We start from the raw sequence: 14,280 nt of genomic DNA on the forward strand, positions 1-14,280 counted from the left end.
CATGGCAAGAAGTCGTTCCGTCCGGTACTTCGACTCCCCCGGCAGCCGTGCCTTCGACGTGTTCAACGTGGTGCTGCTGACCGGCCTGGCCATCGTCACCGTGCTGCCGATGCTCTACGTCCTGGCCGGATCGTTCGCGACCGAGTCCGAGATCAGCTCCCGGCCGTTCTTCCTGTGGCCGGAGAAGTTCGTCACCGACACCTACAAGTACATCTTCTCCACCGACACCTTCGTCCGGGCGCTGCTGACGACGATCGCCGTGACGGCCGTCGGCACGGTGGTCCAGCTGTTCCTCACCCTGACGATGGCGTATCCGCTGGCCAAGCGGCATCTGCCGGGTCGTGCCCTCGTGCTCAACCTGGTGCTGTTCACGCTGGTGTTCAGCGGCGGCATGATCCCGACGTACCTGGTGGTGCGTGATCTGGGGCTGCTGAACAGCTACTGGGCGCTGATCCTGCCGCTGGCGATCAACCCGTTCTACCTGATCGTCGTGAAGAGCTTCTTCCAGGAGCTTCCCGAGGCCCTGGAGGAGGCCGCCCGGATCGACGGCTGCAATGAGCTGAACGTGTTCCTGCGGATCGTGCTGCCGTTGTCGAAACCGATCATCGCGACCTTCTCGCTGTTCTACGCGGTGGCGATCTGGAACGACTACATGTCGCCGTTGCTCTACATCGACGACAGCAAGAAGTGGACGCTGCAGATGATCGTGCGCCAGCTCACCGCGGCGAACGCCGACTCCGCCAACGTCCTGCAGCAACTGGAGAGCGTCGCATTCCCCGAGCAGGGCCTGAAGTTCGCGGTCGTCGTGGTCGCGACGCTGCCGATCCTGTTCTTCTACCCGTTCCTGCAGAAGCACTTCGCCAAGGGCGTGATGATCGGCTCGGTGAAGGAATGACCGCCCTGCACTGGCTGGAAACCCCTGGCAGGCAAGGCGTGACGTGGGGTGTCCCCTGGCCGCGGGGTGCCGTCGCCGGGGGCAGCCCCTTCGCGCTCGCCGACGGTACGCCGGTGCAGAGCTGGACCACGGCGACCTGGCCGGACGGTTCGGTCAAGTGGTCCGCCCACGCGATCGGACCGGCCGACGAGCCGGCCTCGTCGTACGACCTCGTGCCAGGCGGGGCGCCTGACGTACCGGCCGAGCCGGTGGTCGTCACGCAAGACGACGACCGGGTCGAGGTGCGGACCGGTGAGGTCAGCTGGGTGCTCACTCGGCAGCAGCTGATCGAGTCGGTCAGGTACGGCGACCGGGAGGTGACCCGGAACGTCCGGCTGGTCAGTCTTCGGCAGGGCGCGCCTGACGAGGACGGCAGCCGTACCCGGCAAGAGACGACCGCGGCGGTCGAGCGGATCGTGGTCGAGCAGGACGGCCCGGTGCGGGCAGTGGTCAGGGTGGAGGGCAAGCACGGCGACTGGCTGCCTTTCAGCGTCCGCCTGTACTTCTACGCCGGCGCGACCGACTTACGGATCGTGCACACCTTCGTCTGGGACGGCGACCCCGACCGCGACTTCCTGGCCGGCCTGGGGCTCAGCGCGGACGTGCCCATGCGCGACGAGCCGCACGACCGGCACGTCCGCCTGGCTGGCCCATCCGGGTTTCTCACCGAGGCCGTCCGTGGCCTGACCGGTCTGCGCCGCGACCCGGGCGAGCCGGTACGCCGGGCGCAGGTGGCCGGCCGTCCCGTCGGCGACATCCCCAATCCGGAGGTCTCGGAGCGGCTGCACCTGATCCCCCAGTGGAACGACTACACGCTCGACCAGAGCAGCGCCGACGGATTCACCCTCCGCAAACGGACCGGACCCGGCCAAGCCTGGGTGACGATCCCGGCCGGGACCAGGGCACCTGGCTACGGCTACCTCGGTGGAGCCAGCGGCGGTCTCGGGTTCGGTCTGCGCGACTTCTGGAAGCTGCACCCCACTCGCCTCGACATCCGCGCGGCAGCAAGCGAGCTGGCCACCGCCACCGTGTGGATGTGGTCGCCCAGCGCGCCCGCGATGGACCTGCGGTTCTGGCACGACGGGTTGGACCAGGACAGCTACGCCGAACAGCTCGAAGGCCTCGAGATCACCTACGAGGACTACGAACCCGGCTTCGGCAACGCCCACGGCATCGCCCGAACCCATGAGCTGACGCTGCGGGTGCACGACCAGACACCGACAGCCGACGAGCTGGCCGAGTACGTCGATCTCCTCAACTCCCCACGCCTGCTGACTGTTTCGCCGGCCCGGATGCTCGAAGCCGGAGTCTTCGGCAGCTGGGCACTCCCCGACTCCGACCACCAGGACATCGAGGGCCGGCTGAACTTCCTCTTCCAGTACTACGTCGGCCAGCGCGAGCAACGCCGCTGGTACGGGTTCTGGGACTACGGCGACGTCATGCACTCCTACGACGCGGACCGCCACACCTGGCGGTACGACGTGGGCGGCTATGCCTGGGACAACTCCGAGCTCTCGCCAGACCTCTGGCTCTGGTACCAGTACCTCCGGACCGGCCGGGCCGACGTCTTCCGCTTCGCCGAAGCGATGACCCGGCATACCGGCGAGGTCGACGTGCATCACCTCGGGCCATGGAAGGGCCTGGGCTCGCGGCACAACGTGCAGCACTGGGGATGCAGCTGCAAGCAACTGCGGATCTCTAGCGCGATCTACCGCCGCTTCTTCTACTACCTGACGGCCGACGAGCGCACCGGCGACCTGCTGGACGAACTGACCACTGCTGAAGAGACCTTCCTGGCACTGGATCCCCTGCGCAAGGTCCGCACGGATGTCTACTCTCCCGACCCGCACGCGCTGTCAGTCGGCCTGGGAGTCGACTGGGGCGCGCTGGCCGCCGCCTGGCTCACCCGCTGGGAGCGGTACGGCGACGAGCAGGCACGGGCACGTCTGATGGGGACGATGGCCGACATCGCCGCCTTGCCGTATGGCTTCCTCACTGGACAGGCCCTGTTCGACCTGTCCACCGGGCGGTTCGACTCCAGCCGCTCCGGCGTCTCGGTCTCGCACCTGTCGGCGGTCTTCGGCCTCCCGGAGATCTGCTCCGAGCTGATCGACCTAGACCTCGACGTACCAGGGTTCGAGAAGGCGTGGCTGGACTACTGCCGGCTCTACCTCGCTCCTGCCGACCAGCAGGCAGCAGAAGTTGGGCAGCCGCTCCAGGGCATCTCGCTGGTCCAGGCCCACAGCCGGCTCGCCGCGTACGCCGCCGCGCGGACCGGTGATGTCGGACTGGCCCGGCTGGCCTGGCGGAAGTTCTTCCTCGACGAGGGCGACCAGCTCAACCGCAACGCCCTGCAACGCGAACCCGTCTGGCGAACCACCCCGATCCACGACGCGCTGATGCCTGTCGACGAAGCGACCTTCGTGAGCACCAACGACGCGGCGCAGTACGGATTGGCCGCCATCCAGAATCTCGCCCTGATCCCCGAACACCGAACCAGCAAAGGTGAAACGGCATGGAGATCTCCCGACGCCAAGTCCTAGCCGGACTGGCCGCCGCCCCGGTGGCGTCACTGCTCGACCCCCAGACCGCGGTCGCCCGACCCGCCGCGGTCCCCGAAGTGAAACTGAGCTGGCTGGAAGGCAAGCCGAACACGGCAACCGTGACGACCTGGGGAACGCCCTGGCCCAAAGGCTCGGTGAGCCCGGACCAGACGTTCGCGCTCACCGCCGCGGACGGCAGCGCAGTACCGGTGCAGAGCTGGCCGACGGCGTACTGGCCGGACGGTTCGCTCAAGTGGAGTGCGCACACGATCGCCGCGGAGGCACCGGCTCACTCATACACACTGAAAGCCGGTACTGCGACCGCTCCCGCGACGGCCGTCACCGTCAAGGACGAGAAGCAGTACGTCGACATCGACACCGGGGTGCTCAAGGCCCGGATCCGGAAGTCCGGTACCGACCTGATCAGCCAGGTCTGGCGCGGTGGCGTCGAGATCGCCCGCAAGGGCCGGCTGGTCAACCTCAAGCAGGACAAGATCGCCGAGGACGAGGAAGCCACGGTCGCCCGGGAGCGGTTCGAGAGTGCGATCAGCTCGGTGAAGGTCGAGCAGACCGGGCCAGTGCGGGCGGTCGTCCGGATCGACGGGAAGCACACCAACGCCAAGGGCAAGTCCTGGCTGCCGTTCACCGTGCGGCTGTACTTCTACGCCGGCGCGGAGAACTTCCGGCTGGTGCACACGTTCGTCTACGACCGGGACGGGCAGCGCGACTACATCGCCGGGCTGGGGGTCCGGTTCCGCGTGCCGCTGCGCGATGCGACGTACGACCGGCACGTGCGGTTCGTCGGCGCGGAGCACGGGATGCTAGCCGAGGCGGTCAAGGGAATCACCGGGTTGCGGCGGGATCCAGGGGCCGCAGTACGGGCTGCGCAGGTCGCGGGGACGAAGCTGCCTGATCCGGCGACCTGGGACCAGCGGGTGACCACTCGGCTGCAGTACATCCCGGACTGGGGTGACTACTCGCTCAGCCAGTTGTCGGCAGACGGCTTCACGGTGAAGAAGCGGACCAAGAAGGGCTACGGCTGGGTCCCGGTCGACCAGGGCGAGCGTGCGTCGGGGCTCGGGTACGTCGGCGGGGTCAGCGGCGGTCTCGCGTTCGGGCTGCGCGACTTCTGGCAGCGGCATCCGACCCAGCTCGACATCCGCGGCGCGCACACCGAAGAGGCCGAGGTCACCGTGTGGCTCTGGTCGCCTGAGGCCGAGCCGATGGACATGCGCTTCTACCACGACGGCATGGGCCAGGACACGTACCCGAAGCAGATCGAAGGCCTCAACATCACCTATGAGGACTACGAACCGGGCTTCGGTACGCCGTACGGGGTCGCCAGGACGAGTGAGCTCACCTTCTGGGCGCTGGCCGCGACCCCGACGGCCGAACGGCTCGGCGCAATGGCTGATCAGGTGCGCACGCCGGCGCAGCTGATCAACCCGGTCGAGCACCTGATCACCACGAAGGTGTTCGGCGGGCTCGTCTCGCCGGTGGACCGGTCGCATCCGGCCAAGAAGGCGATCGAGGACCACCTGGACTTCCTCTTCGACTTCTACCGCGGCCAGGTGGAGCAGCGGCACTGGTACGGCTTCTGGGACTACGGCGACGTCATGCACTCCTTCGACGAGGATCGCTCGGTCTGGCGGTACGACGTCGGCGGGTACGCCTGGGACAACTCCGAGCTGTCGCCGGATCTCTGGCTCTGGTACGCGTTCCTGCGCTCGGGACGCGCGGACATCTTCCGGTTCGCCGAGGCGATGACGCGGCACACCGGCGAGGTCGACGTCTACCACCTCGGGCAGTGGGCCGGGCTCGGTACCCGGCACGGCGTACAGCACTGGGCGGACAGCGCCAAGCAGCAGCGCATCAGTACGGCGATCTACCGGCGGTTCTACTACTACCTCACGGCCGACGAGCGGACCGGCGACCTGCTGTCCGAGCTGGTCGATTCCGACCGGACCTTCCTGGTGCTCGACCCGTTGCGGAAGATCCGCACCGAGCCGTACACACCAGATCCGCACGCCTTGGCGATCGGGCTCGGTACCGACTGGAGCGGGCTGGCCGCGGCCTGGCTCACCGAGTGGGAGCGAAACGGGCCCAAGGCAACGATCGCGAAGTCCAAGTTGCTCGCCACGATGGAGACCATCGGTGCGATGCCGAACGGCTTCGTCACCGGCGGCGGGCTCTACGACCTGGACACCGGCCGGTTCGCGCCGGTCACCGCGAAGACGGTGAGTGTCTCGCACCTGTCCGCGATGTTCGGCCAGGTGGAGATCTGCGCCGAGCTGCTCGACCTGGTCGACCTACCGGCCTTCGAGCAGGCGTGGTTGCAGTACTGCCGGCTCTACAACGCCAGCCGGGCCGAGCAGGCGGCAGAGTGCGGCGCGCACTTCGGCAACCGCACCCTCCGCCAAGGGCACGCCCGGCTCACCGCGTATGCGGCGGCCCGGCTGGATCGAGACGATCTGGCCGCCCGGGCGTGGAAGGAGTTCTACACCGGCGACGGCTACGCACCGAACCTGCCGTGGGCCTCGCAGCCGGTCACCAAGACGCTCAACCCAACCGAAGTGGCCCCGTGGGTCTCGACCAACGCCACGGCGCTCTACGGGATGGCCGCGATCCAGACCCTCGCGCTCGTCGGCGACCAGATCGTGAACCCGTGAGGACGCTGATCGTCGCGGGCGCCCTGGTCAGCTGCGCCGGCCTGGTGCTGTCCCCAGCCACTGCTGCTGCGGGTGGGCTCGGCCCTGCCCCGAAGCCGGATCCCGCACTGCTCGCGCAGTGCACCGGGACCGCGCCGATCACCTGCACGTTCGACGTACCACCCGGGCACTACGACGTGACGGTCCAACTCGGCGATCGGCGGGTGGCGGCCCAGACCGAGGTGTTCGCCGAGGCGCGCCGGCTGATGGTCGGCGCCACCGACACCGCGGCCGGCGGGCTGGTACGGCGTACCTTCACCGTCAACGTACGGAACCCTGAAGCGCAGCAGAACGGCTTCAGCGGACCGGGTACGCCGGGACTCACGCTGACCTTCGCCGGATCGGCACCCAAGGTCAGCGGGATCGGCCTGGCACCCGCCGGTTGCGAGACCCAGCGACTCTTCCTGGCCGGCGACTCGACCGTCACCGATCAGGACGCCGTGCCGTACACCGGCTGGGGACAGCGGCTACCGATCTCGTACCGGCGTGGGCTTTCAGTCGTCAACCACTCCGGCTCAGGCGAAAGCTCTGTCTCGTTCCTGGCCAAGCCGGAGATGTGGGCGGCCCTCCAGCCACAGCTCCGGCCGGGGGACGTTGCACTGGTCCAGTTCGGCCACAACGACAAGCAGAGTACTGCGGAGGTGTTTCGCGCCAACCTGACCGAGATCGTGCGGGGCATCCGTGCGACCGGAGCTCAGCCTGTGCTCGTCACGCCGGTGGTCCGGCGGTGGTTCACGGGGAGCACGCTCAACTCGACCGGGCTGATCGTCAACGGGCTCGGTGTCGACCTTCCGGCCGAGATGCGCTCGGTCGCGGCGGCGGAGTCGGTGCCGCTGATCGACCTCACCGCCCGCAGCCAGGCAGTGGTCGAAGGGCTCGGACCGGAGCAGGCCAAGGCGCTTTACCTGACTCGTGAGAAGCGGGACGACACCCACACCTCGGAGTACGGGGCGAGCGTCTACGCGGGCCTGGTCGCGACCGGGCTGAAGGAACTCGGCCTGATCCCCGACCGGTACTGGGCGGCCGACTGACCGCAACAATTTCAGTTTCAGGCCCATCTGGCTTGGTGAGGCACTGCCCACGTGCCTCACCAAGGGGGACAAGCCATGTTGCTGAAACACCGACGATTGATCGCCACCGCGGCCTTCGGGACCGTCCTGGTCGCAGGATGCGGAAGTTCCGGGCCGACCGCCGGGCCCAGCTCGACGCCAGTCGTCCCGCCCACTACTGCTCCGTCACCGATCTCAACACCGACCGCGAAGCCCACGCCGACACCGACTCCGACGCCGACCGCGAGCATCGCCGGGCTGCCGGCCCGGCAGATCCTCACGAAGGCAGAGGCGACGGCGAAGGCAGCCACCGGCGTGCGGGTCCGCGGCACGATGGCGATGGACGGCGAATCGCTGAAAATCGATGTCCGTCTGACCGGGTCGGGCGGCTCCGGCACCATCGCGTTCGACGGCGCCGGCCTGTCGGTCGTGGTGCTCGGCCGCACTGCGTTCCTGCAGGTCAGCGACACGTTCTGGCGCCGGCAGAGCAAGCCGAAGGACGCCGAACTGATGATCCAGCTCCTGCGCGGCAAATGGCTCAAGGTTGCCCTGGACGACAAGGACTTCGGCGAAATGGCGGCCTTCGCCAGCAAGGCCGGCATGTTCGACGGCATGTTCACCGCTGGCGGAAATCTCCGCAAGACCGCGGCGAAGACCGTCGACGGCGTCCGCTGCATCGGCCTCCGCGATGCTGACGGCACCTTCTGGGTCGATGCCGCCGATGCCCGCCCCGTCCGGCTCGAGCTCGGCGGGAGCGAGGGCACCGGCGGCTTCAGCTTCAGTGAGTACGACCAGGTCAGGCAGCCCAAGGCCCCGCCGCCGGCCCAGGTGGTCGACGGCAAGAACCTCGACCGGTGAGGCTGAGCCGAGGGCCGGCCGGCCTCAACCGGTGAAGCTCAGTTGAGCGTCAGCCGACCTCGGCCATGACCTCGTCGGAGACGTCGAAGTTGGCGTAGACGTTCTGGACGTCGTCGCTGTCCTCGAGGGCGTCGATCAGCCGGAAGATCTTGTTCGCGCCCTCGGCGTCCAGCTCGACCGTCATCGACGGGACGAAGGAGGCGTCGGCCGACTCGTAGTCGATCCCGGCGTCCTGCAGCGCGGTCCGGACCTTGACCAGGTCGCTGGCCTCGCTGATCACCTCGAAGGACTCGCCGAGGTCGTTCACCTCGTCGGCGCCGGCCTCGAGCACGGCCTCCATCACGTCGTCCTCGGAGTAGGACTTGCCGTCCTGCTCCTTGTTCACCACGATGACGCCCTTGCGGTTGAACAGGTACGCGACGCTGCCCGGGTCGGCCAGCGAGCCGCCGTTGCGGGTCATCGCGGTCCGGACGTCGGCCGCGGCGCGGTTGCGGTTGTCGGTCAGGCACTCGATCAGCATCGCGACACCGTTCGGGCCGTAGCCCTCGTAGGTGATGGACTGCCAGTCGGCGCCACCGGCCTCGGCACCGGAGCCGCGCTTGACCGCGCGGTCGATGTTGTCGTTCGGGACCGACGACTTCTTCGCCTTCTGGACCGCGTCGTACAGGGTCGGGTTGCCCGCGAGGTCACCACCGCCCGTGCGGGCGGCCACCTCGATGTTCTTGATCAACTTCGCGAAGAGCTTGGCGCGCCTCGAGTCGATGACCGCTTTCTTGTGCTTGGTGGTGGCCCATTTGGAGTGGCCTGACATCGCGAACCCAACCCTTCTACCGCCGAACTGACTTAGAGGCCGCGCACCAGATCGGCGAAGTAGCCGTGCAGCCTGGCGTCCCCGGTCATCTCCGGATGGAACGACGTGGCCAGCAGCCGATCATGGCGAACCGCGACGATCCTACCCGTGGCGGGGCCCGACCTCACTGTCGACAGTACCTCCACATCCCGGCCGACCCGTTCCACCCACGGTGCCCGGATGAACACGGCGTGGTACGGCGCGTCGAACGCGGCGAAGTCGAGGTCGGCCTCGAACGAGTCGACCTGCCGCCCGAACGCGTTCCGCCGGACCGTCACGTCCAGCCCGCCGACCGTCTCCTGCCCCTCGATCCCGCCGGTGATCTCGTTCGCCAGCATGATCATCCCGGCGCAGGTCCCGAACGTCGGCATCCCGTCCGCGATCCGCTTCTGCAACGGCTCGAACAGCTCGAACGACCGCGCCAGCTTGTCCATCGTGGTCGACTCACCCCCGGGCAGCACCAACCCGTCCACCGCATCCAGCTCCACCGGCCGCCGTACCGGCCGCGCCTCGACCCCGACCGCCGCCAACATCGCCAGATGCTCCCGCACGTTCCCCTGCAACGCGAACACGCCGATCACGGTCACAGCTGGGTCCTCCGTTGCCAGTTGATGGTTACTTCGATGCGGCCCTCGTCGAAGGTGGCCGGGAGGTTGCGCTCGTGCAGCAGGGCCAGTACGTCGTCCAGCAGCGGCTCCCCCGGCGCGACGTTGGCCGTGTCGGGGTGCCAGACCTTCAGCTCGAGCATGCCGAAGTCCACCGCGTGCCAGATGTCGGTGTCGGTGAAGAACACCAGCCCCTTCGGATCCTCAACAGCCTCGAGCGCCTCCCGTGCGGCGTGATGATCCGACGTGTAGCGCACGACCACGAGGCCCAGCGACTCCAGCTCGGCCAGTACTGCGTCCAGCCGGTCCGGCTCGGTCTCCTCCGGCCAGGTAGCCGCCTCTGCCTGCAACTCGGTCAGCGCCTCGTCGACCAGCTCCGGCACGAGCACTGCCGGGTCAGCCGACGGCGCATCCTCCTGCACGGCCTCAGTCAACGCAGCGGCCACAGCGCCGCGGTCGGCGTACCCGGAACGGACCAGCACCCGAGCGAGACCGCGCAACTCGCGCGCGGTCCGCTCACCGATCACCTGCTCTGCCACAAAGACTTACCAGCCGCGCTCGGCGAGCCGGTGCGGCTGCGGGATCTCGTCGACGTTGATGCCGACCATCGCTTCGCCCAGGCCGCGGGAGACCTTGGCGAGCACGTCCGGGTCGTCGTAGAAGGTGGTGGCCTTGACGATCGCCTCGGCGCGCTGGGCCGGGTTGCCGGACTTGAAGATGCCGGAGCCGACGAACACACCCTCGGCGCCGAGCTGCATCATCATCGCCGCATCGGCCGGGGTGGCGATACCGCCCGCGGTGAAGAGCACGACCGGGAGCTTGCCGGCGGTCGCGACCTCCTTGACCAGCTCGTACGGCGCCTGCAGCTCCTTGGCCGCGACGTACAGCTCGTCCTCGGGCAGGTTCTGCAGCTTGCGCAGCTCCTGGCGGATCTGGCGCATGTGGGTGGTCGCGTTGGAGACGTCACCGGTGCCGGCCTCGCCCTTGGAGCGGATCATCGCCGCGCCCTCGGTGATCCGGCGCAGCGCCTCGCCCAGGTTGGTCGCGCCACAGACGAACGGCACGGTGAAGTTCCACTTGTCGATGTGGTTGGCGTAGTCGGCCGGGGTGAGCACCTCGGACTCGTCGATGTAGTCGACGCCCAGGCTCTGCAGGATCTGCGCCTCGACGAAGTGACCGATCCGGGCCTTCGCCATCACCGGGATCGACACGGTGTTGATGATCGACTCGATCATGTCCGGGTCGCTCATCCGGGAGACGCCGCCCTGGGCGCGGATGTCGGCCGGGACCCGCTCGAGCGCCATCACCGCGACGGCACCGGCGTCCTCGGCGATCTTGGCCTGCTCGGCGGTGACGACGTCCATGATCACGCCGCCCTTGAGCATCTCGGCCATGCCGCGCTTGACCTTCGCGGTACCGGTCTGCGGGCTGTTCTGGGGCTGAGTCACGGTCTGGGTCACTGGGTCCTCCTGGTCGCGGTCTGGCACGAGTCCAGCGTAGGACGAGTGGACTGCCCGGAATCAGTCCACCTCGAATCAACTGGACTGAGCCTCACTTCGACTGAGCCAGCGCCGTTCCCAGTCGCGCCACGACCAGCCGCAGTGTGGCCGGTGGAGCGGTGAACGGGATCCGGATGTGCCGCCGGTCGGTCCCGTCCGGGGTGAACAGGTCGCCGGCGCCCAGCAGCAACCCCTGCTCTCGGGCAGCCTCCAGCACCCGCCGCGCCCGTACTTCGGTGAGTTCGAGCCACAACGTCATCCCACCGGTCGGCGTGGCCCACGCCACCCCGTCCAGTGTCTTCAGCCCGCTCTCCAGCGCGGCCAGGTTGGTCCTGAGCCGCGTCTTGCGCCGGGAGATCACCCGGTCGAGCCGGCCGAGGATCGCCTGCGCCAGCAGGTCGTCCAGTGCACTCGGCGACGTCACACTGAGCTGCGCCGACGTATTGATCCGCCGCCGCAACTGCCGCCCGGTCCGCACCCAGCCGACGCGCAGCCCGCCCCACACGGTCTTGCTGAGCGATCCGACGCTGACAGTGCGCGGATAGCGGCTCAACGGATCAGCCTGCTCGCCACTGGCCAACCAGAGCGGCCGCATGGTCTCGTCACTGATCAGTGCAGCGTCGTACCGCCGGGCGATCTCCACCACGGCCGTACGCCGGTCCGCTGGCAGGCTGAGCCCGGTCGGGTTGTGGTTGTCCGCCTGGAGGTAGATCACCTTCGGCTTGTGCCGCCTGCACAGGTGCGCGAGCTGATCCGTGTCCCAGACGCCGGCCGGCCAGCCGACGACGTCCAGCCGGTGCCGACGCAGCAGGTCGAAGGCCGCCGGGTACGTCGGCGACTCGGTGATCGCTACCCCCTGCCCCAGGTCCAACCCGGCCAGAGCCGCGTTCAGCCCGGCTGCCGCGCCTACTGTCAGGGTCAACTGGCCAGGCTCGGTCGGGACCCCCTCCAGCGTGAGGCGCTCCGCGAGCGCAGTGCGGAGGTCTAGTGAGCCGCCTGATGGCGGGCCGTCGCCACCCATCGCCTGCGGGAGCCCTTCGGCCACTATCTGCGCTGCAACCTCGGCTACGTCATGCGGAGCGGCAGTAGTGGCGAAGCGCAGGTCCAACAAGGGCTGGTCGCCCGCAGAAACCGTCGAAGCAGGAGCAATGGGATCCAGGAGCCGGTCGAGCGGCCTGACGTGAGTGCCCGACCCACGCTTCGTCTCCAGTACGCCGTCCGCCCGCAACTGATCCAGCGCCCGTACTACGGTCACGCGGCTGAGCCCGAGTCGCTCGGACAGCACGCGTTCCGACGGGAGCCGCGAACCGATCGACAGCTCACCCCGTTCGATCCGGCGCAGCACCAGTGCCTCGACCTGCTCGGTCTTGGTCCCGTCCGCCGGATCCAGATCACTCCCCCGCCACATAAGTCCAGTCTCCCACGATTGGCCTCACACGGGATGCCCGGACCGCCCCCACTCACAAACCCGCCGTATCCGGCCGGAGCCACGCCCTCCCCCGCCTGGCCGGCGCCGCTCGGACAACGTTTGTGAGTGGCGGCGGTCCGGGAATGTCGGTGGGGGATGTGAGGATCAGCCTATGGACGAGCGGTGGGCGATCGCGCCGGCGGAGGGTGGTGGGGCGCTGCTGGTTGCCCTGCATCCCGACGGCCAGCCCACCGGTCCGGTACTACGCGAGCCCGACCTGGCCGCCGCTGTCGGGTCACGCCCGCAGGTGACTCGGTGGGTGTGGCGGTCGACGCCGGAGATCTACCCGAGGTTGCTGGCGTCCGGCGTACGGGTGGAGCGGTGTTATGACGTCGAGTGCGCGGAGGTGCTGCTGCTCGGGCATGAGGGGCGGCTCGGCGAGCCTCGGTCGGCGGCGGCCGCTTGGGCGCGGCTGACCGGCAAGCCGGTGCCTCCCGATCCGCCGCTGAGGGCCACGACGCCGGGCGAGCAGTCGTCGTTGTTCGAGATCCAGGAGGAGCCGATCGCCTTCGAGGCGCTGCTCCGGGTCTACGCCGACCAACTTCGCCGGCATCAACTGGCGGAGCATCCAGATCGGATGCGGCTGCTGACGGCCTCCGAGTCGTCCGGGATGCTCGTTGCCGCCGAGATGGATCGGGCCGGATTGCCGTGGAGTGCGGAGACGCACCGGGCGCTGCTGACCGAACTGCTCGGGGAGCGGTTCGCGGGTGGAGGCGAGCCGCGGCGACTGACCGAGCTGGCCGAGCAGATCTCGGAGGTGTTCGGGCGACGGGTCCGGCCGGAGTTGCCGGCCGACGTACTGAAGGCTTTCAAGCAGGCGGGCTTCCAGGTCACCTCGACGCGGAAGTGGGAGCTGGAGCGGATCGACCATCCGGCGGTGGCGCCGCTGTTGGAGTACAAGACGCTCTACCGGATCTACACGGCGAACGGCTGGTCGTGGCTGAGCGACTGGATTCACGACGGGCGGTTCCGGCCGGGCTTCATTCCCGGCGGCACGGTGTCCGGCAGATGGGTGACCAATGGTGGTGGCGGTCTGCAGATTCCGAAGGTGATCCGCCGCGCGGTGATCGCCGACCCCGGATGGCGGCTGGTGGTCGCCGATGCGTCACAGCTCGAGCCGCGGGTGCTGGCCGCGATCTCGCGCGATCCGGGGCTGATGGAGGTCGCCGGAGATGCGGGCGATCTGTACAAAGCCGTTTCGGACAAGGCGTTCTCGGGTGATCGCGCGACAGCGAAGCTCGCCGTACTGGGTGCTGTCTACGGCCAGACCTCGGGTGACGGGCTGAAGAACCTGGCCGCGTTGCGCAAAAGATTTCCGAAGGCCGTCGCGTACGTCGACGACGCGGCGCGGGCCGGTGAGGAAGGGCGACTGGTCCGCACCTGGCTCGGCCGGACCTGCCCACCGTCCGGGTCGCCGATCGACGACGCGATGCTGGAAGGGCCGTCCGAGGAGCGGCAGACCGACTCGAAGCACGCTCGGGCCCGCGGACGTTTCACCAGGAACTTCGTCGTCCAGGGCAGCGCGGCTGACTGGGCGTTGCTGATGATGGCTGCGCTCCGGCAGTCGATCACCGACCTCAAGGCCGAGCTGGTCTTCTTCCAGCACGACGAGGTGATCGTGCACTGCCCAGCCGAAGAGGCCGAGCAGGTCGCGACGGCGATTCAGGCGGCCGGCGACCTGGCCGGCCGGATCACGTTCGGCGAGACGCCGACCCGCTTCCCCTTCACCACCGCGATCGTGGAGTGCTACGCCGACGCCAAATGAC

At 68.5% G+C, this 14,280-nt stretch carries 11 protein-coding genes; 6 read left to right on the forward strand and 5 right to left on the reverse strand.

The genetic code is table 11. The annotated features are described in order from the left end of the window. Position 1: 1 nt before the first annotated feature. From ACQPYM_RS26010 to ACQPYM_RS26030, 5 genes are all read left to right on the forward strand, one after another. Positions 2 to 895 (forward strand): carbohydrate ABC transporter permease, encoded by an 894-nt coding sequence (locus tag ACQPYM_RS26010; RefSeq protein WP_433004985.1) that lies wholly within the window; start codon positions 2 to 4, stop codon positions 893 to 895. Beyond that, a complete protein-coding gene (locus ACQPYM_RS26015) occupies positions 892 to 3,477 on the forward strand; it encodes a Tat pathway signal sequence domain protein (RefSeq protein WP_433004988.1) in 2,586 nt (861 codons plus the stop codon). The genes ACQPYM_RS26010 and ACQPYM_RS26015 overlap by 4 nt, the downstream gene beginning before the upstream one ends. Continuing rightward, on the forward strand, positions 3,450 to 6,146 hold the full coding sequence (locus ACQPYM_RS26020) for a Tat pathway signal sequence domain protein (RefSeq protein ID WP_433004991.1): 2,697 nt from the start codon (positions 3,450 to 3,452) through the stop codon (positions 6,144 to 6,146). Before ACQPYM_RS26015 ends, ACQPYM_RS26020 begins: the two co-directional genes overlap by 28 nt. Further along, a complete protein-coding gene (locus tag ACQPYM_RS26025) occupies positions 6,143 to 7,216 on the forward strand; it encodes a rhamnogalacturonan acetylesterase (protein ID WP_433004994.1) in 1,074 nt (357 codons plus the stop codon). The genes ACQPYM_RS26020 and ACQPYM_RS26025 overlap by 4 nt, the downstream gene beginning before the upstream one ends. 75 nt (positions 7,217 to 7,291) lie before the next feature. Then, positions 7,292 to 8,092 carry a hypothetical protein gene (locus tag ACQPYM_RS26030; RefSeq protein ID WP_433004997.1) on the forward strand — a complete coding sequence of 267 codons (801 nt, stop codon included), beginning with the start codon at positions 7,292 to 7,294 and terminating at the stop codon, positions 8,090 to 8,092. A gap of 49 nt (positions 8,093 to 8,141) precedes the next feature. On the opposite strand, the gene ACQPYM_RS26035 is transcribed toward ACQPYM_RS26030, so the two are convergent. From ACQPYM_RS26035 to ACQPYM_RS26055, 5 genes are all read right to left on the reverse strand, one after another. Beyond that, complete coding sequence (locus tag ACQPYM_RS26035) at positions 8,142 to 8,903, reverse strand: YebC/PmpR family DNA-binding transcriptional regulator (protein ID WP_360280324.1); 762 nt, start codon at positions 8,901 to 8,903, stop codon at positions 8,142 to 8,144. A 32-nt stretch (positions 8,904 to 8,935) separates the two neighbouring features. Continuing rightward, on the reverse strand, positions 8,936 to 9,475 hold the full coding sequence (gene pdxT, locus ACQPYM_RS26040; RefSeq protein ID WP_433023389.1) for a pyridoxal 5'-phosphate synthase glutaminase subunit PdxT: 540 nt from the start codon (positions 9,473 to 9,475) through the stop codon (positions 8,936 to 8,938). A 50-nt stretch (positions 9,476 to 9,525) separates the two neighbouring features. Next, positions 9,526 to 10,086, reverse strand: a complete 561-nt coding sequence (locus ACQPYM_RS26045; RefSeq protein WP_433005000.1) for a DUF6891 domain-containing protein — start codon at positions 10,084 to 10,086, stop codon at positions 9,526 to 9,528. 6 nt (positions 10,087 to 10,092) lie between these two features. Continuing rightward, positions 10,093 to 10,941: a pyridoxal 5'-phosphate synthase lyase subunit PdxS gene (gene pdxS, locus ACQPYM_RS26050; protein ID WP_433023391.1), complete on the reverse strand. Its 849-nt coding sequence runs from the start codon at positions 10,939 to 10,941 to the stop codon at positions 10,093 to 10,095. 157 nt (positions 10,942 to 11,098) lie between these two features. After that, entirely contained in the window at positions 11,099 to 12,454 is a 1,356-nt protein-coding gene (locus ACQPYM_RS26055; RefSeq protein ID WP_433005003.1) for a PLP-dependent aminotransferase family protein, read from the reverse strand. Positions 12,455 to 12,626: 172 nt separating this feature from the next. On the opposite strand from ACQPYM_RS26055, the gene ACQPYM_RS26060 reads away from it, so the two are divergent. Further along, positions 12,627 to 14,279 carry a bifunctional 3'-5' exonuclease/DNA polymerase gene (locus ACQPYM_RS26060; protein WP_433005006.1) on the forward strand — a complete coding sequence of 551 codons (1,653 nt, stop codon included), beginning with the start codon at positions 12,627 to 12,629 and terminating at the stop codon, positions 14,277 to 14,279. Position 14,280 lies beyond the last annotated feature (1 nt).

Source organism: Kribbella sp. CA-294648, assembly GCF_050943845.1.
Classification (GTDB): domain Bacteria; phylum Actinomycetota; class Actinomycetes; order Propionibacteriales; family Kribbellaceae; genus Kribbella.